This window comes from Coprococcus sp. AF19-8AC, assembly GCF_003603115.1.
GTDB classification, from domain to species: Bacteria; Bacillota; Clostridia; order Lachnospirales; family Lachnospiraceae; genus Coprococcus; species Coprococcus aceti.
In genome coordinates this window covers 251,506-277,640 of the sequence record NZ_QTMI01000002.1, presented here as the reverse complement: position 1 = coordinate 277,640, position 26,135 = coordinate 251,506, and the positions used below count along the sequence as shown (strand labels likewise).

18 protein-coding genes and 1 pseudogene are annotated in these 26,135 nt (G+C 47.1%); 18 read left to right on the top strand and 1 reads right to left on the bottom strand.

Annotation, left to right across the window (positions count from 1 at the left end):
• Window positions 1–11: 11 nt before the first annotated feature.
• The 9 genes from DWX57_RS06110 to DWX57_RS06070 all read left to right on the top strand — a co-directional run bounded on the left by DWX57_RS06110 (window position 12) and on the right by DWX57_RS06070 (window position 13,965).
• Window positions 12–2,147 carry a serine/threonine-protein kinase gene (locus DWX57_RS06110; RefSeq protein WP_118757949.1) on the top strand — a complete coding sequence of 712 codons (2,136 nt, stop codon included), beginning with the start codon at window positions 12–14 and terminating at the stop codon, window positions 2,145–2,147.
• Window positions 2,148–2,164: 17 nt separating this feature from the next.
• Window positions 2,165–2,926, top strand: a complete 762-nt coding sequence (locus DWX57_RS06105; protein ID WP_118757950.1) for a hypothetical protein — start codon at window positions 2,165–2,167, stop codon at window positions 2,924–2,926.
• A gap of 12 nt (window positions 2,927–2,938) precedes the next feature.
• A complete protein-coding gene (locus DWX57_RS06100) occupies window positions 2,939–8,119 on the top strand; it encodes an Ig-like domain-containing protein (protein ID WP_118757951.1) in 5,181 nt (1,726 codons plus the stop codon).
• Between the two features lie 16 nt (window positions 8,120–8,135).
• On the top strand, window positions 8,136–8,786 hold the full coding sequence (locus DWX57_RS06095) for an HAD family hydrolase (protein ID WP_118018006.1): 651 nt from the start codon (window positions 8,136–8,138) through the stop codon (window positions 8,784–8,786).
• A gap of 74 nt (window positions 8,787–8,860) precedes the next feature.
• Window positions 8,861–9,223 carry a TIGR04086 family membrane protein gene (locus DWX57_RS06090; RefSeq protein ID WP_015534335.1) on the top strand — a complete coding sequence of 121 codons (363 nt, stop codon included), beginning with the start codon at window positions 8,861–8,863 and terminating at the stop codon, window positions 9,221–9,223.
• Window positions 9,224–9,295: 72 nt separating this feature from the next.
• Window positions 9,296–9,445 (top strand): six-cysteine ranthipeptide SCIFF, encoded by a 150-nt coding sequence (gene scfA / locus DWX57_RS06085; RefSeq protein WP_015534334.1) that lies wholly within the window; start codon window positions 9,296–9,298, stop codon window positions 9,443–9,445.
• 146 nt (window positions 9,446–9,591) lie between these two features.
• On the top strand, window positions 9,592–10,956 hold the full coding sequence (gene scfB, locus DWX57_RS06080; protein WP_015534333.1) for a thioether cross-link-forming SCIFF peptide maturase: 1,365 nt from the start codon (window positions 9,592–9,594) through the stop codon (window positions 10,954–10,956).
• Between the two features lie 21 nt (window positions 10,957–10,977).
• Window positions 10,978–13,170, top strand: a complete 2,193-nt coding sequence (locus tag DWX57_RS06075) for a protein translocase subunit SecDF (RefSeq protein WP_015534332.1) — start codon at window positions 10,978–10,980, stop codon at window positions 13,168–13,170.
• A gap of 102 nt (window positions 13,171–13,272) precedes the next feature.
• Window positions 13,273–13,965, top strand: a complete 693-nt coding sequence (locus tag DWX57_RS06070; RefSeq protein ID WP_242992639.1) for an HAD family hydrolase — start codon at window positions 13,273–13,275, stop codon at window positions 13,963–13,965.
• Window positions 13,966–14,133: 168 nt separating this feature from the next.
• On the opposite strand, the gene fucO is transcribed toward DWX57_RS06070, so the two are convergent.
• Window positions 14,134–15,282, bottom strand: a complete 1,149-nt coding sequence (fucO, locus tag DWX57_RS06065; protein ID WP_015534330.1) for a lactaldehyde reductase — start codon at window positions 15,280–15,282, stop codon at window positions 14,134–14,136.
• A 269-nt stretch (window positions 15,283–15,551) separates the two neighbouring features.
• Here fucO and recJ point away from each other — a divergent pair, with 269 nt between their 5' ends.
• The 9 genes and pseudogenes from recJ to DWX57_RS06020 all read left to right on the top strand — a co-directional run bounded on the left by recJ (window position 15,552) and on the right by DWX57_RS06020 (window position 26,109).
• Window positions 15,552–17,435, top strand: a complete 1,884-nt coding sequence (recJ, locus tag DWX57_RS06060) for a single-stranded-DNA-specific exonuclease RecJ (protein WP_118018004.1) — start codon at window positions 15,552–15,554, stop codon at window positions 17,433–17,435.
• A 63-nt stretch (window positions 17,436–17,498) separates the two neighbouring features.
• A complete protein-coding gene (locus tag DWX57_RS06055; RefSeq protein WP_015534328.1) occupies window positions 17,499–18,023 on the top strand; it encodes an adenine phosphoribosyltransferase in 525 nt (174 codons plus the stop codon).
• Window positions 18,024–18,058: 35 nt separating this feature from the next.
• The gene (locus DWX57_RS06050; RefSeq protein ID WP_015534327.1) at window positions 18,059–20,503 is read left to right on the top strand and encodes a RelA/SpoT family protein; all 2,445 of its coding nucleotides are present in this window, start codon (window positions 18,059–18,061) and stop codon (window positions 20,501–20,503) included.
• 17 nt (window positions 20,504–20,520) lie between these two features.
• Entirely contained in the window at window positions 20,521–21,162 is a 642-nt protein-coding gene (locus DWX57_RS06045) for an MBL fold metallo-hydrolase (protein ID WP_070098441.1), read from the top strand.
• A 21-nt stretch (window positions 21,163–21,183) separates the two neighbouring features.
• Entirely contained in the window at window positions 21,184–22,689 is a 1,506-nt protein-coding gene (gene hemZ, locus DWX57_RS06040; protein ID WP_055146151.1) for a coproporphyrinogen dehydrogenase HemZ, read from the top strand.
• Window positions 22,680–23,294, top strand: coding sequence for an HD-GYP domain-containing protein (locus DWX57_RS06035; RefSeq protein ID WP_022217474.1), 615 nt, complete (start codon window positions 22,680–22,682; stop codon window positions 23,292–23,294). The genes hemZ and DWX57_RS06035 overlap by 10 nt, the downstream gene beginning before the upstream one ends.
• A 54-nt stretch (window positions 23,295–23,348) precedes the next feature.
• Window positions 23,349–25,181, top strand: a complete 1,833-nt coding sequence (gene aspS, locus DWX57_RS06030) for an aspartate--tRNA ligase (RefSeq protein WP_015534324.1) — start codon at window positions 23,349–23,351, stop codon at window positions 25,179–25,181.
• A 22-nt stretch (window positions 25,182–25,203) separates the two neighbouring features.
• A pseudogene (locus DWX57_RS06025) lies at window positions 25,204–25,470 on the top strand (amino acid--tRNA ligase-related protein); the annotation flags it as partial.
• A 189-nt stretch (window positions 25,471–25,659) separates the two neighbouring features.
• Window positions 25,660–26,109, top strand: coding sequence for a protease complex subunit PrcB family protein (locus tag DWX57_RS06020; RefSeq protein ID WP_238051193.1), 450 nt, complete (start codon window positions 25,660–25,662; stop codon window positions 26,107–26,109).
• Window positions 26,110–26,135: the final 26 nt, after the last annotated feature.

Here is a 26,135-nt window from a genome sequence, read left to right as displayed (position 1 = left end):
GGGATCGATATATGACAGAGTTAGGAACGGTATTAGACGGAAAATACGAAATACTTAAAAAAGTCGGTCAGGGTGGTATGTCAATAGTTTATCTTGCCATGGATAACCGACTTAATAAACAGTGGGCTGTAAAGGAGATCAAGAATGATGGCTCCAAGAGTACAGCCACACTCTTAAAGGGATTGGAGCGAGAAGCAAATATCCTCAAGGATGTGGATCATCCGGTACTGCCACGAATCGTTGATATCATCAATGAGAATGGCACGATCTACGTTGTCATGGACTTCGTAGAAGGACGTCCACTCAGCGATGTGCTCAAGGCGGAGGGAGCACAGCCACAGGAAAAGGTAATCGAATGGGGCAGGGCGCTTGCCAGTGCACTTGACTACCTGCATTCCATGAATCCGCCGATCATATACAGAGATATGAAGCCTTCAAATGTCATGCTGAAGCCGGATGGCTCGGTAAAGCTTATCGACTTTGGAACGGCTAAGGAATACATAGTGGAGAACAATGCGGATACCACGGCTCTTGGAACAAGAGGCTATGCGGCACCGGAGCAGTTCGGTGATGCGCAGGGACATGGAATCTACAACACGGATGCAAGAACAGATATTTACAATCTGGGAGCAACGCTCTATCACCTTGTTACCGGCAAGAATCCATGTGAGCCTCCTTACGAGATAAAGCCTATCAGACAGTGGAATCCGATGCTCTCATCAGGATTTGAGAGAATTATACAGACGTGCTGTCAGCCGAGTCCTGAGGACAGATATCAGTCTTGTTCAGAACTGCTGTATGCGCTGGATCACTACAACGAGCTCGACGATGCATACAAGGCAAAGGCAAAGCATAAGATAGCAGCGTTCTCAGTGGTTGCGGGATTATCGATACTCTCAGCGTGCTGTGCTGTGATAGGCGGAGTAAAGAAAGGCCAGCTCAAGGATCTTGATTACAACAACAAGGTCAACGAGGCGAGGGATGCAGTCGACGAGGGCGATTACAACAAGGCATTTGAGTGCTATAAGGCGGCTGTCGACATAGACCCAACCGCATCGGATGCCTATATAGGCTATATGGAGACATATGCTTACTATTATACAGAGGACGATGGAAACACTTCGGCCAACACCGAGACGGCGGCAGAAAAGGGAATAAGACTTGCGCTTAAGAACAAGGACGAGATAAAGGACGACGTAAAGTTCAAGATAGCCATGTTGTATTACGACGAGGTCAAGGACTACAGTGCGGCCAAGAAATATTTCAATATGGTTGATGAGAGCAAGAACTTCCCGGATCAGGCAAAGCAGGCAAAGTATTACGCTGCGATATGTGACAGTAAGATAAACAAGTCAGCAAGCTTTGATACGAACAAGGAAAATATATTTGCATTCCAGGATTACAACAGTGACAACATAGATGACACCAATCCTGACAAATACACCAATTACCTCAACATAGCTTACATATATCTTGGCGAGATATCCAATGATCCGGAGCTTGCGAACAGAATAGAGGTGCTGATGGATGAGGCGATGAAGAACCTGGACGACAACGCAGAGGTGCTGAACAGCCAGTTCCCGGCGGATAGAGGCGTAAAATACTACAATGGCCAGTATTCAGGAGTTATGTACTCGGTATATACAGAACTTGCCGAGAATGCGGATGATGCGGGCCAGCAGTTACATTATTACAACTCTGCGGCGAACAGTGCAGCGCTTTATCTGAACAGTCTGGATATAGAGGGCGAGAATGCGACAGAGACATCCAAGAAAGCATATTCAGAATACTCGGTGAACGAGGCTGAGACTTATATCAAGATGGCAGAGAACAGCGGCGATGACAGCTACTATGATGAGGCAGAGAGAATATATGGCAACGCTGAGACTACACTTGGAACCGATGACAACGCAGCGGTCGTGTACGTAAGCCATCTGAGTTATCTGGTCGATAGATATTCGAATAAATTTGGAAGCGATTCGGCAGCATGGAATGCCAGTGCCACAAGGGCTGTGAGGAAAGTGTACGAGAACGGTAACAAAGTTCCGGCACTTGCAAATGGTCTTAAGCAGGGATGGCAGTCGTTATCCAATGACCTGACAGTTAAGAGCATAGTAAATGGCAGTTCAAGGTCAACGAGCGAGTAAGGGAGGAGTGAAAGGTTATGGCAACAGTTTATAATGTAATGTTATATGGCGGCCTGGCACTTGCGATCGTATTCGCTATTGTGGCGGTGGTACTGTTCTTTGTGTTAAAGATACCGAAGGCGGTGGGAATTGCCACAGGCTCAACAGCCCGTAAGAAGATCGATGAGATCAAGGAGAAGGGCTATGAGAGTGTACAGGGAGGCGGTGCCTCCAAACAGGAGGCGATCAAGAACCATACATCCAGAATTTCGGTAAGGGATGTAAAGTCAACTGCAGCCGAAAAACATTCTGAGAAGGGAATGGCAAATTACGAGAAAGCGATAGCTGATCTCGGGAAAAAGAGACTGGAGGATGAAGGCGAGACTGCAACTGATATTCTCCGCGATGATGCCGAGGAGGCAACAGATATTCTGAGGGAAGACGAAGAGAATCTTGACATCAATGGCAGCAGCTTTGAGGAGGCGACAGACATCCTCAGAGAAGATGCGGATGAGGAAGCAACGGATGTACTCAGAAATGACGAGGCAGACGAGGAAGCAACGGACATACTCAGAAGCGATGACGCAGACGAGGAAGCAACGGACGTACTCAGAAGTGATGAGGCAGACGAGGAAGCAACGGACATACTCAGAAGCGATGACGCAGACGAGGAAGCAACGGACGTACTTAGAAGCGATGACGCAGATGATTCCACAGCCGTTCTTCAGGGAGGACGCGCAGCGAGCTCGGTAAGAATGATAAAGAATGTAATTATAGTACATTCCGATGAAGAGATATAGGAGGAGAGGGACATGAAAAAGGTTATGCAGAATAAATCACTTTTGCATCGACTGATCGCGCTTACGATGGCGGTAGTTATGACACTCACTCTTGTGGCGATCGATTCACATTTTCATTTGTTTGCGGAGGAGGAAGATACACAGACCATAGATGTAACGGCCATTGTAAAGGGCGATAAGGCGGATATGGTGTATGGCTTCAAGGATTTTGACAAGGCAATAAAGTTCAAGATCAAGTCCGACAAAGTTGACGGAATCGACAGCAGCAAGTTGGGAGTGGCTGTTTACAAAGGAGCTACAGCGGACGATAAGATCGCTACAGCCACAGATGCAGCAGGAAAGCTTGTCACATTTGATAATGTGTATGAGCTGAAGAATGACACAGCAGTACAGAAGATAGCTATTTACTATTATACAGGTACTGATGAGAGCGGTGATTTCGAGCTGCTTGGAACCATAAAGGTTGCCGTGGATAAGCAGGCACCTACAATATCGGTTGAGGCTGATGATAACTACAATCTTCACAACAAGGTGAGCGATGGCTATTATCTCCTGAACCTCACAAGCAGTGATGCCGACAGAACATTTGTGATAGACGCCAAGGATACCACAGATGCAGCAGAGGAAAATGCCACAGGAATAGACTATGTGGAGTATTCATCAGACAATGGAAAGACCTGGAGCAAGACTGAGAGCACATCCCAGTTTGTTGCACCTGATAAGAGTGGAACATACAAGTTCAGAGCGGTCGATGTTGCAGGAAACAAGTCAGAGGAGACCAGTGTTATCGTCAAGAAGCTCAACGAAGCTCCTGTCATAACAAGTGTTACCCCTGAGATCATACAGAAGAACGGAGTGGATTACAGATTCCCTCAGCTCAAGGTAGATGATGCTTATAAGTTCACTGTACAGGTGAAGAAGGTTACAGCCGGCAGTGATAACACTGAGATAGATGACGTGAGCCTGTACTACAAGCTTACGGGTGCAGCTTCAGCAGTGGAGTGCACAGGCAAAAAGGCTGTGTCCGGCGGATATGAATATGAATTCGAGATAAGTGCACAGTGGTTCAAGAAGGACAATGCAGACAATGCAAAGAAGCTTGTCATTTACGCCAAGGAGAACGAGTTTGGCAATAACTCAGTCGGCGCAGATGAGGATGGCGACATTGTATTTGTAAAGGAAGGAAAGCCTGAACTCACAGTTACAGGCGGTTCCACAAGCTATGTGAAATCCACAAAGCTGACAGTGAAGGCAACTGGAGAGTATTCTTACATAGACACCGTGTCATACAGCGTGGATGGCAAGAAGGAAACGATCCTTGAAAAAGGAAACAGGTTCACATACAGCAGCGATGTCCGTGTGAGCGGTGGAGATGTACAGGATTCAACAAAGTCAGACATATATCTGGCTGATGGAGAGCATACCATCACATTTGCGGCAAAGGACTTCGCCGGAATAGATGGCAGGATAGAGACTGTAGTCAAGGTGGATAATACAGCACCTGTTGTAAAGGTTACGGACAACGCCGGAACAGACAGGACAAACAATGATCAGCAGTACACGGTCACAGACGCAAAGGAAGCTGTTCTTAATATAAAGTACAGCGATGCCACATCAGGTGTTGCATCGGCGGTCGCTTCACTCAAGAAGGCAGATGCAAATGGATCATATACATCAGTCAAGAACTGGTATTCAACATCTACAGGTGACAATGGCCTGCAGAGCGGAAAAGAGATAAGCATAGATGGTTCAGGAAGTTATGTCCTGACAGTTGTGGTAACTGACGAGGCTGGAAATAAGACAGAGACGAACACATATGTGTATGTCAATGTGGATGGCCTTTCAGGAGAGAAGTTATCTGCGAACGGTACAGATGCTGACAACGGCGCTATATTCTGGAGGAATGATGATACTCTGACTGTAGAGGGTGCAGTATCAGGCTTCCAGCTTGCAGCAGATGACGCAAAGCTGGTGATCACCAGAACATCATTTGCAGGAAAGAAGGATAAGGCAGTTGAGGTAAAGGGTACAGTTGCCGCTGCATATGACAAGAATACGGTCAACATATCCTACGAGCTTCCAGATGAGGGTGTGTACGAGATCTCACTCATGGCGAGAATACACGATCCGAACAATGCTGACACGAAGTTCAAAGAAGTACAGAGCATAAAGGTTTACTATGATAAGACTGCACCGGCAAATGTGAAGCTGGAGTGTGCAAACCAGAAATACAAATCAGGATCGACATTCTATTACAGATCAAAGAGTGACGTGAAGATCAAGGTCTCTGGTTCCGATAACGATGACAGCAATGGCAAGGTTACATATACAGTAGGCAGAAGCAGCACAGCCGGATCACAGGACATTACAGGAAGCATTAATGTATCAGGAAATGATATAGAAAAGACACTGGATGCAAAGGCCCTTGGCATAACAGATGAAAATACAGAGTACACGATGACTGTTAAGCTGAAGGACAGAGCAGGAAACGAGAGCAAGGCCAGTCAGGAGATACACCTGATAGTTGATACCGTCAAGCCATCAGTGTCAATAGATGGAACTGCCGGCGGAAAGCTGATAAATTACTGGAATAACAGCAATGTGACCATAACAGCAAGGGGAACTGACAATTACTTCGTGGAGAAGTTCGTTGTGACAGGAACACGCGATGGCAAGAGCATAAGCAAGTATGAGCTGGATGCGGATTACACTGCAAATGCAGAAAAGACCACAATATTCAGAGAGCCTGGACTTTATAATATCACGATCGTTGCTGTCGATGAGGTTGGCAATGAGTCGGGTAAGGCAACAACTTCATTTGTAATAGATAAGAAGAGCCCTGAGATATCAGTTGTGTCCGGTGGAAGCAGCAGATTCCTTAACAGGAGCAGAACTATTACATTTGGCATAGAAGACGATTATGGAATGGATACACAGAATGCGACGCTTAAGGTGTACTACAAGACCTACAGTGATTCAAACTGGTCAGAGACCACAGTTCCGTTCCAGACAGCAGATGGCAAGACCACTGCAGCATATAAGATGACAGCCAAGGGCGGCAAGGCAACTGTATATTATTTCACAGTTGAGGGAGCCGATAATTCCGGCAATGCACTGAAGCCGGCAGCAGACGAGGCGTTCGGTGTTCAGGAGGGCACAAGTGCTCTCAAGACAAAGAATTATTACGTCGACACCACAGAGCCACTTGTGTATGTGGACGATGATCCTGAGTACAGACTGGATAATAACAATTACTTCAAGACTTCAATATCATTCAGAGTTGGTGTGGAGGAACAGTTCAAGTCGCTTCAGAACACTATTATCACAGAGAATGATGGAAATGTAGCAGTGGATGAGAATCCGCAATACTTCTATATAAAGAGTAACGGCGGAACATGGGGCAAGAAGTACACATATGATAAGGAAGGTGAGTATGATCTCACCATGACCGTTACCGACAAGTGTGGAAATGAAGGAACAACAGGAACCCATTTCTACATAGACAAGCACAAGCCTGAGATACAGCTTGGAAATGTCAACACTATAAACAACAGCGATGTGACAGTCCCTGTAACACTTACAGATAACATGAGAGGTGGAAAGTACACCATTCATGTAGTCAGAGCAAATGAGGGTGGATCTGTTGTAGAGAACAGAGATATCAGAAAGAATGTTACCTGGGGAACAAAGGGCGATGGAGTCAGCACAGTCAGAGAGGTACTCAGCGGTGTGACATTTGACGCCCAGGGTGATTACACAGTCACCGTGTCCGCAGAGGATAAGGCGGGCAACAAGGCTGTGACCAGAACAGTGAAGTTCAGAATCGATAAGACTGCACCGGTTATATCGATTTCAGGAATGAACGACAGACAGACAACGGCGGTAAATGCAACCATCAGCATAGATGAGGCATTCTCATTTGCATATGAGAACAACAATCTTGCCGCAGATGCATTTAACGTGACAATAACCAGAAAGACGGACGGAACAGCGGCATCGAATATCGCTACGCTGGGAACAAGCAGCTTCTCAGGAAGCAATCCACATACCGCAACTTACAACTTTACAGAGGATGGCGAGTACACGATCACAGCAAATGCAAGAGATCTTGCAGGAAATGTGGCAGCCAGCCAGACCAAGACCTTCAAGGTTGACTCAAAGGCACCTGTTGTAAAGGTGAGCGCAGTGGATAAGAACAACAAGGAAGTAAAGAATTACGACCCAATAGGAAGTATGGATTCTTCCGCACCGAACTATGTTGATATGTCACTGAGCGTTCAGGAGTCATTCTTCTCGACAGATGATGTGAAGATAACCGTGAAGAAGGACAGCAAGGATGTGTCATCATCATACTTTACAAATTACAGCAATTCTTCAGAGCTCAGCACAGGAAGCCAGAGATTCTCTGAGGATGGTGTATACGAGGTGTCAATAACAGCGCAGGATGAACTGGGAAATAAGGCTGATGATTACAGCCTGGTATTCACAGTCGATAACACACCACCTGAGCTCAAGGCTACATCGACACTTGCCGGATTCATGAGCAAGAGCATTGCAAGCGATGACGGAACACTGCTTCTCAATGCATCAGATTTTGCTGATATACGAGACAAGGGCTACGAAGCACTGTGGGATGTAAGTGATACTTCAGACTTCTCGGTTGACGCCAAGATAGACGGAGTAAATCTTATCGATTTCTCAGATATGACAGACGGATATCACAAGATAACACTTACAGTAACTGACAAGGTTGGACACACGGCAACACAGGAATTTGATTATACGTATGATGGTACTGCACCACGAATCATCATAACAGGTGTTGAGGATGGAGAGACTCTCAGAGAGCCATTCAACATGACGATAGGTCTTGAGAATGAGGAAGACGAGATCACATCCATCGTTATAAATGGCAATACCATAGATCCTGCAAGCTATCAGGCAGATAACAAGTATGAGATGCAGGTAGATCAGTATGATACATACACGGTTGAGGTAACAGCCCAGGATAAGGCCGGTAATATAGCGACAACATATGACAGAGAGACCGGAGAGGTATTCACCTTCAAGCTCAGCGAAAAGATGTCACCGGTTGTGCTGATCATAATAATAATCGCAGCGATCCTGCTTCTTGCATTGCTTGCATTCATCATCATAGCTGGCAGAAGAAGAAAGAAAAACGCCGCTGCTTAATGTAGGAGAAAGTGCTATGTACAGGGCAGTTGTATTTGATATGGACGGCGTGTTGGTAGACACGGAGAAGATATACAGGAAGTGCTGGAAGGAAAACGGCATGAGCATAGGGATTCCTGAGGCACAGATGGAAAATGTATGTGACCGGGTGGCTGGAGGCAACAAGACCTCCAACGCCCGGGTATTTAAGGAAATAATGGGCGAAGATTTTGATTATCTTGCGTTCAGACAGAGAACAATGGATCTGTTCGATGAACATGTGGAAAAGTATGGAATAGACATAAAGCCACATGTCGAGGACACGCTGAGATTCTTAAAAGAACACGGCGTGAAGATAGCACTTGCAACCTCCACTGCGAGGACGAGGGCGCAGCAGAGACTTGATAGCGTTGGAATAGCCGGATACTTCGATGAAAAGGTATGCGGAGACGAGATCACCCACGGAAAGCCGGAGCCTGATATATATTTGAAGGCCTGCGGGAAGCTGGGCGTAAACCCAGACGAAGCGGTGGCCGTTGAGGACTCTGTGAATGGTATCATATCTGCCAGCCGGGCAGGGCTATGTACGGTCATGGTGGTGGATCTGATAAAACCAAATGATATCACGCGCGAGCGTGCATACAAAACCTTTTATGATATAGAAGATATATGCAGCCTGTTTGAGTAAACAGGCTGTATTTTTATTAATAAAATGAGGAGGAACATCATAATAATGTAAAGAGTAAAGAATATGGTGGTAGTATGTCTGCAAGTCAGAAATTTATGGGAGTTGTAAAGGGATTGATCCTGTCCTATCTGCTCACGATAATCATGCTGTTTATAACGGCGGTGGTCGTATACAAAGTGGGGATAAGCGATAAGGTGCTCGGTATACTGGTTGTTGTGATATACATAGTGGCCACATTTGCCGGGGGCTTTGTTACGGGCAGAAAAGTCAGGGAGAAGCGTTTCCTGTGGGGGATGGTGTATGGCCTGACTTACATATCGGTCGCATTGACCGTGTCGGTGCTGTTTACAGGTTCAGGCGACAGAGAGGGAATAGCAGTTATAACCAAGTGTATTATGTGCGTTGCAGGCGGGATGCTGGGGGCTATGCTCAGTTAAAAAAAACTTTTACTTTATATATCTTTGTGTTATAATCCCGGTATATGACATAAAAAGAGAGGTGTATCCAGAATGAAGAGAATTAAAACACTCACAAACAGGACTATGAAGAATACAATGGTCAAGGGTGGATGTGGCGAGTGCCAGACATCATGCCAGTCAGCTTGTAAGACATCATGCACAGTTGGTAATCAGAGCTGTGAGAATGTTAACAACAAGTAATTTGTAACAGGTTTGTATTTGATCAGCTAAAGGGGACCGTCGTTTATGATGACAGTCCTCTTTAGTGCGTGTATAAGGGTGCCGTGTGTGGCGCCTTGAATTAGAATTTCACGGATAGATCCGATGGAATATATTGAAGGAGAATTATGGTTCATCAGTACAAGAACAATGGTTATAATATAGTGCTTGATGTCTGTAGTGGTTCTGTACATGTCGTAGACGATCTTGTCTATGATATTATTTCTTTATATGAGGAGAATGATAAAGAGCAGATTATAAAGGCACTGTCACAGTATGACAGCGCAGATGTTTCCGAGGCTTATGACGAGGTAGCCCAACTGGTAGAGGACGGAACATTATTTACAGATGACGTATACAAAGATTATATTATAGATTTCAAGAAGAGAAAGACAGTTGTCAAGGCGTTGTGTCTGCATATCGCCCATGACTGTAACCTTGCCTGCAGATACTGCTTTGCCGGTGAGGGAGAATATAAGGGAGACAGGGCGCTTATGTCACTTGAGGTGGCAAAGAAATCCCTGGATTTTCTGGTTGCGAATTCCGGTTTAAGAAGAAATCTCGAGGTGGATTTCTTCGGCGGTGAGCCGCTTATGAACTGGGATGTAGTCAAGAAGACTGTGGAATACGGAAGAAGCCTTGAGGAGAAGTATGACAAGAAGTTCAGATTCACACTTACTACCAACGGAGTGCTTCTGAATGACGAGATCATGGAATTTGCCAACAGAGAGATGGCGAACGTGGTGCTCAGCATAGATGGAAGGAAGGAAGTCCACGACTACATGAGACCTACAAGGAATGGCAAGGGAAGTTATGATGTGATATTATCCAAGTTCCAGGAATTTGCCAAGAAGAGAGCAGGCAAGAGCTACTACGTAAGAGGTACTTACACTCATAACAACCTTGATTTCTCACAGGACGTGCTTCATATGGCGGATCTGGGATTTGACCAGATATCCGTTGAGCCTGTTGTATCACTTCCGGACGAGCCATATGCTATAAAGGAAGAGGATATACCGGTACTGCTTGAGCAGTACGATATCCTGGCTAAGGAGATGATCAAGAGACATAAGGAGGGAAGAGGCTTCAATTTCTTCCACTTCATGATAGATCTTGAGGGTGGACCTTGCGTAGCCAAGAGACTTTCCGGTTGTGGTTCAGGTACAGAGTACATGGCGGTCACTCCTTGGGGAGACCTTTATCCTTGCCATCAGTTTGTTGGTGAGGATGATTTCTGTATAGGAAATGTATTCGATGGAATCAAGAATCAGGATATAGTCAATGAATTCAAGCTGTGCAATGTATATGCCAAGGATAAGTGTAAGGACTGCTTTGCAAGATTCTATTGCAGCGGTGGCTGTGCGGCCAACTCATACAAGTTCCACGGCAATATACTTGATGCATATGACATAGGTTGTGAGCTTCAGAAGAAGCGTATAGAATGTGCAATCATGCTGAAGGCGGCTATGGCCGATGAGGCAGAAGAGGAATAAAAAGGGTAAAAGGAGAAGACGATGAAGAAGACAAAGAGAAACGCTGTACTCGTCATCATTGCCTTTCTGCTTATACTGGGTGTTGCTATATATACAGCAATATTCGGTGTTGCAGACAGAGGTAAAGTCGAGTACATCAAGCTTGGACTTGACCTTAAGGGTGGTCTGAGTGTAACTTACGAGATTCAGGAGGATGATTACAGCGACAAGGATCTCGAGGATACCAAGTATAAGATTGAGCAGCGTGTAGAGGCCTACACCAATGAGTACTCAGTCTATGAAGATGGAGACAAGAAGATCACAGCAGAGATCCCGGGTGTAACAAATGCAGATGAGATACTTAATGCTCTGAATATTGAGGGAAAGCTTGAGTTTCTTGATCCGGACAATTATACAAAGTGGTCACAGGGACAGGAGTATGAGGCTGCTCTTACAGGAGATGACATCAAAAATGCCACAGCCGGAATTGACTCAGATAACGGCAATGACAATGTGGTACAGCTTGCATTCACCGATGAGGGAGCTCAGAAGTTCGCTGATGTTACCGCGGCAAATGTTGGGAATATAGTATACATTATATATGACAACAAGGTCGTAAGTGCACCAACAGTACAGTCAGCCATAACAGGCGGAAGCGCAGAAATCAACAAGATCGGAAGCTACGAGGAGGCCGAGCAGCTTGCTACTACTATCCGTATCGGAGCACTTCCTCTTACACTTAAGCAGGTTCGTTCCAATATAGTAGGTGCTACACTTGGATCAGATGCCATCAGCACAAGCCTTAAGGCAGGTGCGATCGGTATTGCACTTGTATTTCTTATCATGATCATAGTATTTAGGATCCCAGGTCTTGTGGCATCATTTGCTCTGGCATTCTACACAATACTTGATCTGCTGGTACTCAATCTGTTCAACGTAACACTGACACTTCCTGGTATAGCTGGTGTTATCCTGTCAGTAGGTATGGCGGTCGATGCCAACGTAATCATATTCACGCGTATCAAAGAGGAGCTGGCGGATGGCAAGTCCGTAAAGCAGGCTGTAAAGGGTGGTTTCCACAATGCCCTGTCAGCCATCATAGATGGTAACGTTACAACACTTATAGCAGCTCTTGTACTTGGAATATTCGGAACAGGTACTATCAAGGGATTTGCGATCACACTGGCTATCGGTGTTGTTCTTTCAGTATTCACAGCTCTGGCAGTCAGCCAGTCACTGCTCACAGCGCTTGTAAATCTCGGCGTTACAGATGCCAAGTATTTCGGCGTTGCAAGAGAGCCAAAGAAGACAAACTTCGTGAAGGCAGGTAAGTTCTGTATGCTCGGATCACTCATTGTGATCATCGCATGCTTCTGTATGATGCCTGTTAATAATAAGTCAAAGGGTTCACCACTTAACTTCAGTGTTGAGTTTGCAGGCGGTACAAGCCTTACAGTAGGTTTTGACAAAGAGTACTCACTTAGCGAGGCTGAGAAAGATATAGTTCCTGTCATTGCAGAGGCAGCCGGTATCGGTGAAGCGGGAATATCAGTACAGACAGTATCAGGTACAAATGAGATCGTGTTCAAGATGCCTGAGCTTTCAGATGACGGAACAGATGACTCACAGATGTCCAAGGTGCGCAGCGCACTCACAGACAAGCTTGGCGCAGATGTCAAGGAGGCAAACGTAATAAGTGGATCAGTCAGCAGCGAGATGTCCAAGAACGCTATATTCTCAGTCATCCTTGCAGCTATCCTGATGCTTATATACATTGCTATCAGATTCCATGATGTGAAGTTTGGTGCAAGTGCAGTTATCGCACTTCTCCACGATGTTGCGATGGTATTCTGTCTGTATATTATACTGAGACTTACAGTTGGTAACACATGTATCGCATGTCTGCTTACCATAGTGGGTTACTCGATCAATGCGACGATCATCATATTCGACCGTGTAAGAGAGAATATAGGTGTTATGAAGCCTAAGAAGGCCACATACAAGGATATAGTCAACCTGAGTATCAACCAGACCTTCAGCAGAACAATATATACATCACTCACAACATTTGTTACAATATTCGTTCTGTATATCATGGGAGTGGCATCCATCAAGGAGTTCGCTCTCACACTTATGGCTGGTGTAGTTATCGGTGCTTACTCTTCAGTATGTATCACAGGTCCACTCTGGTACTACATGAAGACAAAGCTTGGTAAGACAGAAAAAGATGCTTAATAGAATAAAGTTATCGGACGGATGTCAGATGACAGATGATAACAGGCTTCCATGGCAGAGATGCTGTGGAAGCCTGTTGTATTATTGGGAGATGGAAGAGATATGAATTGTAAAGCAGTGGTGTTTGATATGGATGGAGTCATCCTCGATTCAGAACAATTGGTTGTCAAGAGCTGGCAGAAGACAGCGGACAAATATGGCATAGAGGACATAGAGAGCTTCTGTATGGCTGCCCTTGGACTCAACCGTGAGGCGGCGAAGAAGCTGTTCGTGCAGATGTACAAAGGAAGATGTGATGAAGGACAGGATACATTGGATGAGGAGAGATATGAGAGCCTCAAGGTTGAGATGGCGGCGGAATTCCACCGGGCAGCGGCAGAGGGAGAGCTTGTGCTGAAGCCGGGAGTTACGGACATGCTGAAGATGCTCAGGGATAATGGCATACCATGTGCCCTTGCCACATCCACCAGAAAAGAGGTAGTCACCATGGAGCTCATCAACCTCGGGGTGATAGATTACTTCGACAAGCTTGTATGTGGAGACATGGTAGATCGGAGCAAACCCGCACCGGATATATTCCTGAAGGCCTGTGAAGAGCTTGGAGTTGAGTCGGAGAGTGCATGGGCGGTGGAGGACTCATACAACGGAGTCAGAGCAGCATATGCGGCAGGGATGAAGATTGCCATGATCCCGGACCTCGTGCAGCCGGATGATGAGATGAGGGATAAGGCAGATTTTATATTTAAGAATATGAATGAGTTTCAAGAGTATATTCTTGAGTCCATCAGAGCATGACAGATGGATCCGACGAATAAAAAAAGAACTCCTGATGCAGAGAGAGCAAAATCTCTGTAACAGGAGTTCTTTTAGTTAGTTTTTAGGGGTTTAAGGGGACTGGTGAGGTCCCATATATAATATGTAAGTCCCGGCAAAGGACTGACATATTTTGATCTAATGGGTCAGTTAGATCAATGACTCGTAGAGCTTGGTGATATCCTCCACGCTAGTCTCTTTTGGATTGCCCGGACGACATGCGTCATCGTAGGCTGACTGTGCCAGGAATGGAATATCCTCTGGCTTTACAATGTCTTTAAGGTCTGTAGGAATGCCTACATCGATGGACAACTGGCGTACTGCGTCGACAGCAGCCTTTCTGTATTCTTCCTGGGTCATGTCATCCACGCCCTTGACGCCCATGGCTCTTGCTATCTCGCGGTACTTCTCGCCGGTAGCCTCTGCGTTGTACTCCATGACAGTTGGGAGAATGATGGCATTTGCAACACCGTGAGGTGTGTCATACAGAGCTCCCAGTGGATGAGCCATGGAATGAACGATTCCAAGACCTACATTTGAGAAGCCCATGCCTGCAACATACTGGCCAAGAGCCATATCTGCACGGCCCTCAGGCGTATTGGCAACAGCCCCTCTGAGTGAACGGCTGATGATCTCGATTGCCTTGAGGTGGAACATGTCTGACAGCTCCCATGCGGCTGCGGTGATGTAACCCTCGATTGCGTGTGTCAGTGCATCCATACCTGTTGCTGCGGTGAGTCCCTTTGGCATGGAGCTCATCATCTCAGGATCGACAAATGCCACAACAGGAATGTCCTTAGGATCAACACATACCATCTTGCGGTTCTTCTCAACATCTGTGATGACGTAGTTGATAGTTACCTCTGCTGCGGTTCCGGCTGTAGTTGGAACTGCAAATATAGGAACTGATTTATTCTTTGTAGGTGCAACACCCTCCAGACTTCTGATGTCTGCAAAATCAGGGTTGGCAATAACTATGCCGATACCCTTGGCAGTGTCCATGGATGATCCGCCGCCTATGGCGATGATGTAATCTGCCTCAGCAGCCTTAAATGCGGCCACACCCTGCTGCACGTTCTCTATAGTAGGGTTTGGCTTGATGTTGGAATAGATCTCGTATGCAAGTCCTGCACCGTCCAGAACATCGGTGACCTTCTTGGTCACACCGAACTTGATCAGATCAGGATCTGAGCACACAAGAGCCTTGGCGAAGCCTCTGCCGACTGCCTCTGTGGCGATCTCAGCGATGGCACCCGCTCCGTGGTAAGAGGTTTCATTGAGTACGAATCTGTTTGCCATAAAAATATCTCCTCCTTTGCACTGCGCATTTGTGATAGAACTTTCAGATGCTGCCATCAAAATGCACAAAAGATATATTCAAAATGTATATTTATTATAACATTTATACAATAAAAAGCAAATAGACATAACAGGTGAAATGTCAACATTTACAGGCAAAATGGCGGCATTTACACTGGTAATACCATAATGCGTCTGCTAAAATATGTGGATGGATACAGCAGGGATGCGGATATGTTCCTGCGATAAAATGATACGGAGAACAGAAGATGACATTGACACCGGAGCAGAAGGATATAATAGATAAATATGTGAAGAAGCCAGAGTGGAGAGTGGCGGGCAAAAGAGCGGACTTTAATGCCATAGGCGAGAGGTTCGGTGTGAGTCCTGTTGTGGCGAGGGTTATCACGAACAGAGGAGTCACCGGGGAGAAAGCCATAGCTATGTACCTTGATGGCGGCTGGGATTCCATGCACGATCCGGCACTGATGAAGGATATGGTGGAAGCCGGTGAGATAATAAAGGAAAAGCTCAGCGATAACAGGAGGATAAGGATAATCTCGGACTACGACGTGGACGGGGTTACCTCCAATTATATATTGCTTCTCGGCCTTCGGAGAACATGGACGGCGCTGCACGGAAGCTGCGCTGATGACTGCACCGTGGTGGATTACGACATTCCACATCGAGTGCATGATGGATACGGAATAAATAAAAGACTTATAGATGCCGCCATAGCGGATGGTGTTGATACTATCATAACCTGCGACAATGGAATAGCGGCGATAGAACAGGTGAGATATGCGAAGGAGCGCGGGCTTACGGTCATCGTCACGGATCACCATCAGATCCCATTTGAGGAGAGTGATGGCGGCGAGCGGGTATATATGCTGCCCCAGGCGGATGCGGTCATAGACAATCAGAGGCAGGACTGTGAATATCCATTCAAGGGGCTGTGCGGGGCCGGCGTTGCGTTCAAGCTCATCCAGTACATGTACAGGATATGCGGGATAGCCGAGAGCGAGGTAAATGAATTCATGGAGATCCTGGGGCTGGCTACCAACTGTGACATGATGGATCTGGTGGATGAGAACAGACTCTATGTAAAATATGCCCTTGAAAGTCTGAAGGACAGCCGCAATCCGGGTCTGAATGCCCTCATGATGCTCAGCGGCAGAAATGAGAAGAAGATATCAACGTATGATCTGGGATTTCTGATAGGGCCGTGCATCAATGCGGCGGGAAGACTGGGGGATGCGAAACAGAGCCTTGAGTTCTTGCTTGAGAGAGATCCAAATGTCGCCGAGGCAAGGGCTAGGGACCTGCTGGCTGTCAACAATGAGAGAAAGAGCATGACGGAGGCCGGAGCCCGGCATATCACAGATATGCTTGAGACAGCCACTGTGAACGGAGAGTTCGGACAGGCGGCTACCCTTGCGGACAAGGTACTTGTGGTGTATATACCGGCTGTACATGAGAGCGTTGTGGGAATAATCGCCAGCAGGCTCAAGGAGGCATACACAAGACCTGTGATGGTGTTCACGGACGCAGAGACGCCGGGGATACTGAAAGGATCGGGAAGATCCATAGACAGCTACAACATGTTCGAGGAGCTGAACCGGTTCCGGGAGATGTTCACTGCATTTGGCGGACATGCCATGGCGGCGGGCTTTTCCATAGAGAAGGAGAGGCTTGACGAGCTGAGGCGGAAGCTCAATGAAGCGGCGGTGCTGACGGATGAAGATATAACACCTAAGCTGATGATAGATGTGGCCATGCCGCTGGCGTACAACAGCATAGAGCTGACGGAACAGATCGAGAGGCTTGAACCATACGGAAAGGGTAACAGGAAACCGTTGTTTGCACAGGCGGCAGTACCGGTGCGAAGGGCGCAGATACTTGGAAGAAACAAAAATCTTCTGAAGCTCCAGCTTGATACCGGGTACGGAAGGTGCGTGGATGCCATAGATTTTGATCCGGATACATTTGTGAATAACATAAAACAGTGGTTTGGAGAGGATGAATGTGTTAAAATGTTAAATGGTCAGCCGAACGCCGTAGTGATAGATGTCGCATACTATCCGACCATCAATGAATATATGGGAAGACGTTCACTCCAGATGAAGATGGAGGCCTATAACAAGGGAATATAAGCTGACTTTGATGAGAATACTATTAAGTACATTTGTAATATATACCATACAGGAGGACGTAAGATGAGTGAGGTAGAAAAGTATATCAAGAGTATTCCTGATTTTCCACAGCCGGGAATCATATTCAGGGATGTGACAAGTGTAACAGAGGATCCTGAGGGCATGAAGCTGGCCATCGATGAGATGGACAAGCTGCTGGAGGGAGTAGATTACGATGTCATCGCCGGAGCAGAGTCCAGAGGATTTATATTTGGAGCACCGCTGGCATACAAGAACGGCAAGGGACTTGTTCTCGTGAGAAAGAAGGGCAAGCTTCCGAGAGAGACCGTGGAGATGTCTTACGATCTTGAGTATGGACAGGCTACTATAGAGATACATAAGGATTCCATCAAGCCGGGTGAGAAGGTCGTGCTGGTGGATGATCTTATTGCAACAGGTGGAACCATAGAGGCTGCGGCTAAGCTTATAGAGAGCCTTGGCGGAATAGTAGTCAAGATGGTATTCCTCATAGAGCTGACAGACTTGAAGGGAAGAGAGAGACTTTCCAAATATGACGTGGCTTCAGTAGTACAGTTTGAGGGCGAATGATCAGGGCAGAATAAAACAGGAAGTGTGGTGAGCATATGGGAGAGACATTGGATAAGACACAGGACAATATAATAGCTCAGGAGACAAAGAGGGCTGCGGAAGCAGGTGTTATCACCTCGGAGCAGGCCACGAAGGATGGAATAGCAGCCATCGAGAAGGCTCTTGCGTCTGGCAAGAATGTTCCTCAGAATGAACTTATAAAGCTGGAGGAGCAGGCGAATAAGCAGATGAAGGCGAAGAGAGAGATAGATCTGTCCACACCGGCAGATTTTACACCGCCGGAGGAATTGTATAAGGAGCTTATCTCAAGGATACTCACATATCACCCATCTGCCGACATCACTATGATAGAGAAGGCATATAAGGTGGCGGACGCTGCCCACAAGGGACAGCTCAGAAAGTCCGGGGAGCCTTATATCATGCACCCTCTGAATGTGGCCATAATCCTGGCAGAGCTTGAGCTCGACAAGGAGACGATAGTGGCAGGGATACTCCACGATGTCGTTGAGGATACAGTCATGACATCTGAGGAGATAGCAGCGGAGTTCTCCGAGGAGGTTGCTTTCCTTGTGGATGGAGTTACGAAGCTGACACAGCTCAAGATGACCACGGACAAGATAGAGGTTCAGGCGGAGAATCTGCGTAAGATGTTCCTCTCCATGGCGAAGGATATCAGAGTCATACTGATAAAGCTGGCAGACAGACTCCACAATCTGAGAACCCTCCAGTATCAGTCACCGGAGAAGCAGATAGAGAAGGCCAGAGAGACCATGGATATATATGCGCCTATCGCACACAGACTTGGTATCAGCAAGATCAAGGTCGAGCTGGATGACCTGTCCATGATGTACCTCATGCCGGATGTGTACAAGGATCTCAAGGCGCAGATAGATGAGAAGCTTACCGAGAGGGATGCTTATATCAAGAGGGTCGTTGCCGATGTCAAGAAGCATATTGATAATGCCGGACTTGAGGCTGAGATAGACGGAAGAGTAAAGCATTTCTTCAGTATATATAAGAAGATGAAGAACCAGAACAAGACTCTGGATCAGATATACGATATATTTGCGGTACGTATCAAGGTGAATACGGTCAGGGACTGTTACTCAGCACTGGGTATCATTCATGAGATGTACAAGCCTATTCCGGGAAGATTCAAGGACTACATAGCCATGCCTAAGTCCAACATGTACCAGTCCCTTCACACCACACTGATCGGACCTGAGGGACAGCCATTTGAGATACAGATAAGAACCTACGAGATGCACAGAACGGCTGAGTATGGTATCGCTGCGCACTGGAAGTACAAGGAGAACATAACCGGTACGGTCATGCAGAAGGAGGAGGAAAAGCTCTCCTGGCTCCGTCAGATCCTTGAGTGGCAGAGGGATACCGATGACAACAAGGAGTTCATGAGCTTTGTCAAGACTGACCTTGATCTCTTTGCTGAACAGGTATACTGCTTTACTCCTGCCGGAGATGTTAAGAACCTTCCTAGCGGATCCACACCTATAGATTTTGCCTATGCCATTCACACGGCGGTGGGCAACAAGATGGTCGGTGCAAGGATTAACGGACGACAGGTTCCTATAGATACCAAGCTCAACAACGGAGATCGTGTGGAGATCATAACCTCACAGAACTCCACAGGACCAAGCCGTGACTGGCTGAATATAGTCAAGAGTACACAGGCGAGGACAAAGATCAACCAGTGGTTTAAGCATCAGCTCAAGGATGAGAATATCAGCCGCGGAAGAGAGCTCATACTGAACTACTGCAAATCAAAGGGAATAGACTACTCCATGTACTCAAAGCCTGAGTATCAGGAGAAGATATACAAGAAGTACAATTTCCAGGATTGGGATTCCATAGTTGCCGCCGTTGGACATGGCGGAATCAAGGAAGGTCAGATAGTAAACCGTCTGATTGATGAGTACAACAAGGAGCACAAGCCACAGACTGCCACGAACGCTGAGGTTCTGGACGAGTATTCGGTGAAGAAGAACCATGGCAACCATACCGGCAAGGGTGGAATAATCGTAAACGGCATAGATGACGTTGCCGTGAGATTCTCCAAGTGCTGTTCACCTGTTCCGGGGGATGAGATCATAGGATTTATCACCAGAGGACGAGGTGTGTCCATACACCGTACCGACTGTGTAAATGTGTTGTGCATGAGCGAGGCGGACAGAGCCAGAGTCATCGAGGCCGAGTGGAAGGATGACGCTGTTGCATCGAACACATACATGACCGAGATAAATATATATGCAGATGACCGAAACGGCATATTATTTGACATAACCAAGATCCTCAGCGAGGCAAATATAAACGTAAACAGTATCAACAGCCGTACAAGCAAGCAGGGCAAGGCTACGATCACGATCTCATTTGCGATCAAGTCGAAGGAACAGTTGAATACGATAATTGCCAAGATAAGGAATGTTGATAATATAATTGATATAGAGAGAACTACGGGCTGATGGCCGGAAAGGTTTATATGGCGGAATTAAAAGTTATCAGAAGTGAGCTGGGAGGATTCCAGACGAATTGTTATATAGTGGCAAATGAGCAGACCGGGGAGGCTATAGTCATTGATCCTTCATGGAATGCGAATTATATATACAACACACTGAAGAAGAATGAGTATACCTGCGTTGGCATTTATCTCACTCACGGTCATGTGGATCACATGGCGGCGATGGGAGATCTGAAGAAGCTCACAGGCGCGGATACATATGCTTCGGAGGACGAGAAGGAAGTTCTCGGCAACAGCAGGGTGAACCTGTCGGCGATGATGACCAGTGTATTTGAAAAGGTGATAGAGACTGAGACGGATCACTATCTGAGCGACGGCAGTGTGAAGAAGCTGCTTGGCACTGAGATGAGATGCATCAGTGTGTCGGGACATACCAGAGGCGGAATGTGCTATTACTTCGAGTCAGAGAATATACTGTTCTCAGGGGATACGCTGTTCAAATACAGTGTGGGAAGATCGGATTTCCCTACAGGTGATGAGCATGCGCTGCTCGAGAACATAAGAGAGAAGCTGTTTGTGCTTCCTGATGATACCGTGGTGTACCCTGGACACGGGGAGACAACACTTATAAGAAAAGAGAAGAAGATGAATCCGTTCTTCTGATGGGCGGATCATGGTGGAAATATGATATTACTGATACAGAATATAGAAGATTACAACAATGATCTCCGGGTGAGTCTCCAGGCCTTCTACGGCGGTGAAAGAATAGTGGTTCCGGAGATATTTGACAAAAAGCCGGAGCTTAAGGCGGAGATAGACAAGGAGCTTGTGGCGGATATAGATGACAATAGAATAAATATAGAGCTGTATTCTGTAGCAGACGGAGGAGAGCGGACTTTGGCGTGCAGCACACAGATTCCTGTGGATGGCGACTGCCGGGATAAGAGTGCCGTGAGGAATCCGTTAAAGCTGGCGATATACAACATGCTTTCGGAGTATACAGACCGCAGACTTCCGTGGGGCTCCCTGACGGGTATCAGACCTACGAAGATAGCTGTGTCTTATATGGAAGCCGGTATGACCTCAGAGGATATAATAGGAAACTACCAGGAGATATATGGAACCTCCCGTGAGAAAGCCGAGCTGGCAGTGGCGGTGGCTGACAGGGAGAAGAAAATCATAGACTCTGTGGCGGAGGAGGACGAATACTGTCTGTATATAGGCATACCGTTCTGTCCGACAAGATGTTTGTACTGTTCATTTACCTCATATCCGATCGCGGTATATAAGAATAAGGTGGATGCATATCTGGACGCAGTCGAGAAAGAGATGGCATACGTTGCGGAGGCATATTCCGGAAAACGGCTCATATCAATATATGTGGGAGGCGGAACGCCGTCATCCATATCTGCGGAGCATATGGACAGACTCTGCAGCATGATAGAGAAGTCATTTGACCTGTCACAGGTGAGGGAGTTCACCATAGAAGCGGGCAGACCGGACAGTACCACATTTGACAAGCTTGAGGTCATGAAGCGCCACGGAGTGACGCGTATAAGCATAAATCCACAGACCATGAACGAGGAGACACTAAGGACCATAGGCAGGGCACATACGCCGGAGCAGACGGTCATAGCCATGGAGAATGCCCGGAGAGCGGGCTTTGACAACATCAACATGGATCTGATAGTGGGACTTCCGGGAGAGGACACGGACAGTGTGGAGAACACGCTGAGACAGGTGAAGGAGCTTTCCCCTGAAAGTCTGACGGTTCACACCCTTGCCATCAAGAGGGCGGCGAATCTGAACATAGAGATGGACAAATACCGTGACACCCTGAAGTCGGATATAGACAGCCAGCTTGGTGCTGTTACGAGGGCGGCGGCTGAGATGGGGCTTGATCCATACTATCTGTACAGACAGAAGAACATGACCGGCAATCTGGAGAACGTGGGTTACTCGAAGCCGGGGCTTGAGTGCCTGTACAATATACTCATCATGGAGGAGAGGACTGACATCATCGGTCTCGGTGCCGGAAGCTCATCGAAGCTTGTGGTGAGACCAGGACATGACGGAGTGACAGAGGGGACACGTATAGACAGAATAGAGAATTGTAAGAGTGTAGACGATTATATAGCTCGAATAGATGAGATGATCGAGCGTAAGAAAGCGGGATTTATATGGGATTAGCATTGGAGAAGGATGCAGAAGAATGCTATTCAGTTGATATGAATGATGCGGTGCGCCATGGAATGTGTGTGAGTATACTGGCATCTGAGCTGGCGAGGGAGCTGGGCTGCGATGAGGAATTCATACACAAGGTTGCCGTGGCGGGAATGCTGCACGATGTGGGCAAGCTGCAGGTGAGTCCTTACATATATGGACGGCGGCAGGGTGCGATGAAGATCGAGGAGATGAGATACGTCAGGCTGCATGCCAAGCTTGGCGCGGAGATACTTAAGCGTGAGGGCTACGATCAGGACATAGTGGATATGGTGCACTATCACCATGAGAACTATGACGGCTCAGGATATCCGTACAGGATGCGGGGCGAGGAGATACCACTCGGCGCAAGACTTATCAGAGTGTGCGATGTGTTCAGTGCACTGGTCAGCGACAGACCATACAGGAAGGCATTTGACGCGGATACGGCATTTGGAATGGTGATAGATGAGGTGAGACACTTCGACATGAGGGCGTTCCTGGCGTTCCAGCGGCTGATCAACACCACAGACATCATGAGCAGGGTGGATCAGGTGCTTCACGGCGATATTCCAGGTCTTGACGAAAAATGAAAAAAGTGTATAGTGACATAAGGAAAGTTTTTAATTTTAGGAGGATAGCGTAAGATGGCAGAATCTATGCAGGGGCTTAAGAGAAGCCACAGATGTACAGAGGTTAGCAGTGCCAACATAGGTGAGAAAGTTACCGTGATGGGCTGGGTTCAGAAGAGCAGAAATAAAGGTGGAATAATCTTTGTAGATCTTCGAGATAGAAGTGGAATATTACAGGTTATATTTGAGGAGTCACAGTGTGGCGCAGAGTGCTTCGAGAAGGCAGGAAAGCTCCGTTCAGAGTTCGTTGCAGCCATCGAGGGAACAGTGTGCAAGCGTGCGGGTGCAGTGAATGAGAACCTTGCAACAGGAGACATCGAGGTCGTTGCAAGCAGCCTCCGTATACTGTCAGAGGCAGAGACACCTCCATTCCCTATAGAGGAGAACAGCAAGACCAAGGAGGAGATAAGGCTCAAGTACAGATATCTCGACCTCAGACGTCCTGACCTCCAGAGAAATCTTATCATGAAGAGTAAGGTAGCCACCATCGCCAGACAGTTCATGGCAGATGAGGGATTCCTTGAGATAGAGACACCTATGCTGACCAAGTCAACACCAGAGGGAGCAAGAGATTACCTTGTGCCAAGCCGTGTACACCCTGGTACATTCTACGCTCTGCCACAGTCACCACAGCTCTTCAAGCAGCTTCTTATGTGCTCTGGTTACGACAGATATTTCCAGATCGCAAGATGCTTCCGTGACGAGGATCTCCGTGCAGACAGACAGCCGGAGTTCACCCAGATGGATATGGAGCTCTCATTTGTTGACGTTGACGATGTAATCGATGTAAATGAGCGTCTTCTTGCAAAGCTCTTCAAGGAGATACTTGATCTCGACATCCAGCTTCCAATTCAGAGAATGACATGGCAGGAGGCAATGGACAGATTTGGTTCAGATAAGCCTGACCTCAGATTTGGACTCGAGCTCAAGGATGTCAGCGATGTTGTCAAGGACTGTGAGTTCGGAGTATTCACAGGTGCCCTTGCAAATGGCGGAACAGTCCGCGGTATCAATGCCGAGGGACAGGGAAGCATGCCTAGAAAGAAGATAGATGCCCTTATCGAGTATGCAAAGACATACGGCGCAAAGGGACTTGCATATATAGTTATCAACGAGGATGGAAGCTACAAGTCATCATTTGCCAAGTTCATGACAGAGGAGCAGATGAACGCCCTTGTGGCAGCCATGGATGGAAAGCCTGGCGACCTGCTTCTGTTCGCAGCGGACAAGACAAAGATCGTATGGACAGTCCTCGGCGCACTGAGATGCCATCTGGCAGAGCTCATGGGACTTGTGGACAAGAATGTATACAGATTCGTGTGGATCACAGAGTTCCCACTTCTTGAGTGGTCAGACGAGGAGAACAGATTCACAGCTATGCACCATCCATTTACCATGCCTATGGAGGAGGATCTTCAGTACATCGATTCTGATCCGGGCAGGGTTCGTGCAAAGGCTTATGATATAGTATTAAACGGAAATGAGATCGGTGGAGGTTCAGTCAGAATCCATCAGGATGACATTCAGGAGAAGATGTTCGAGTGCCTTGGCTTTACAAAGGCTCAGGCTCACGAGAGATTCGGATTCCTTCTGGATGCGTTCAAGTACGGAGTACCACCTCACGCGGGACTTGCCTATGGTCTTGACCGTCTGGTCATGCTCATGGCAAAGCAGGATTCTATCCGTGACGTAATCGCATTCCCTAAGGTAAAGGATGCATCATGTCTCATGACAAATGCGCCTGACTATGTAGACGACAAACAGCTCGCTGAGCTTGGAATCGAGGTCACACCAGAGGCTGAGGCCGAGATCGAGGCTGAGAAGAGCGCACCTGCAGACGCAGAGTAGAATGACAGAATAATATACAGAAGGACGACTTCTGGATGCGTTCAAGTACGGAGTACCACCTCACGCAGGACTTGCCTATGGTCTTGACCGTCTGGTCATGCTCATGGCAAAGCAGGATTCTATCCGTGACGTAATCGCATTCCCTAAGGTAAAGGATGCATCATGTCTCATGACAAATGCGCCTGACTATGTAGACGACAAACAGCTCGCTGAGCTTGGAATCGAGGTCACACCAGAGGCTGAGGCCGAGATCGAGGCTGAGAAGAGCGTACCTGCAGACGCAGAGTAGAATGACAGAATAATATACAGAAGGACGAGCTTCTGATACGGAGGCGGGATATCAAACAGGATATCCCGCCTCTTTTTTGCGTTTACAGACATAAAGAGCAAATAGGGTACATATACTATACCAAAGTGTGTTAAGTGGCTTAAAATGACAGCCAGACACCTTAAAAAGCAAATGGTGGAGGTGATACATGTGGAAAATGAAAAAGAGTTTCTAAGAGGGAGAATGTGGGGCAGACTTACCTTCCTGCTGGTGGTTGCACTGGAGCTCATGATATTCTGCGTTGGATGTGCAAGGTTTGAGGTGTCGGACAGTGGTGAGCCGCTGCTCTATGACGTGTGCGATGAGACCATGCTGCCGGATGAACTGGTTACCATCATAGACAAAAAGAAGGAAAACCCATTTAATCTCGTATACTCAAACAGCACATATACATATATAGTCATCGCTGCGGGCATGCAGGAGAGGGATGACGTTGGGGTGACTCTGGAGGAGATGTACAAGGACGACAATGCCATTTACATCAAGGGAGTTTTAAGGCAGGTGGCGACTCCGACGGATGGCGTGAAGGGAGACAATGTATCATTTCCTTATATGGTGGTCAGGATAGTGAAGATGGATCTTCCGGTTGTATTCAAGTAGAACGGTATATCATAAAAAATAAGGTG

Coding starts and splice junctions, on each gene's coding strand:
- DWX57_RS06110 (WP_118757949.1), top strand. CDS start 12: ATGACAGAGTTAGGAACGGTATTAGACGGAAAATACGAAATACTTAAA.
- DWX57_RS06105 (WP_118757950.1), top strand. CDS start 2,165: ATGGCAACAGTTTATAATGTAATGTTATATGGCGGCCTGGCACTTGCG.
- DWX57_RS06100 (WP_118757951.1), top strand. CDS start 2,939: ATGAAAAAGGTTATGCAGAATAAATCACTTTTGCATCGACTGATCGCG.
- DWX57_RS06095 (WP_118018006.1), top strand. CDS start 8,136: ATGTACAGGGCAGTTGTATTTGATATGGACGGCGTGTTGGTAGACACG.
- DWX57_RS06090 (WP_015534335.1), top strand. CDS start 8,861: ATGTCTGCAAGTCAGAAATTTATGGGAGTTGTAAAGGGATTGATCCTG.
- scfA (WP_015534334.1), top strand. CDS start 9,296: ATGAAGAGAATTAAAACACTCACAAACAGGACTATGAAGAATACAATG.
- scfB (WP_015534333.1), top strand. CDS start 9,592: ATGGTTCATCAGTACAAGAACAATGGTTATAATATAGTGCTTGATGTC.
- DWX57_RS06075 (WP_015534332.1), top strand. CDS start 10,978: ATGAAGAAGACAAAGAGAAACGCTGTACTCGTCATCATTGCCTTTCTG.
- DWX57_RS06070 (WP_242992639.1), top strand. CDS start 13,273: ATGAATTGTAAAGCAGTGGTGTTTGATATGGATGGAGTCATCCTCGAT.
- fucO (WP_015534330.1), bottom strand. CDS start 15,282: ATGGCAAACAGATTCGTACTCAATGAAACCTCTTACCACGGAGCGGGT.
- recJ (WP_118018004.1), top strand. CDS start 15,552: ATGACATTGACACCGGAGCAGAAGGATATAATAGATAAATATGTGAAG.
- DWX57_RS06055 (WP_015534328.1), top strand. CDS start 17,499: ATGAGTGAGGTAGAAAAGTATATCAAGAGTATTCCTGATTTTCCACAG.
- DWX57_RS06050 (WP_015534327.1), top strand. CDS start 18,059: ATGGGAGAGACATTGGATAAGACACAGGACAATATAATAGCTCAGGAG.
- DWX57_RS06045 (WP_070098441.1), top strand. CDS start 20,521: ATGGCGGAATTAAAAGTTATCAGAAGTGAGCTGGGAGGATTCCAGACG.
- hemZ (WP_055146151.1), top strand. CDS start 21,184: ATGATATTACTGATACAGAATATAGAAGATTACAACAATGATCTCCGG.
- DWX57_RS06035 (WP_022217474.1), top strand. CDS start 22,680: ATGGGATTAGCATTGGAGAAGGATGCAGAAGAATGCTATTCAGTTGAT.
- aspS (WP_015534324.1), top strand. CDS start 23,349: ATGGCAGAATCTATGCAGGGGCTTAAGAGAAGCCACAGATGTACAGAG.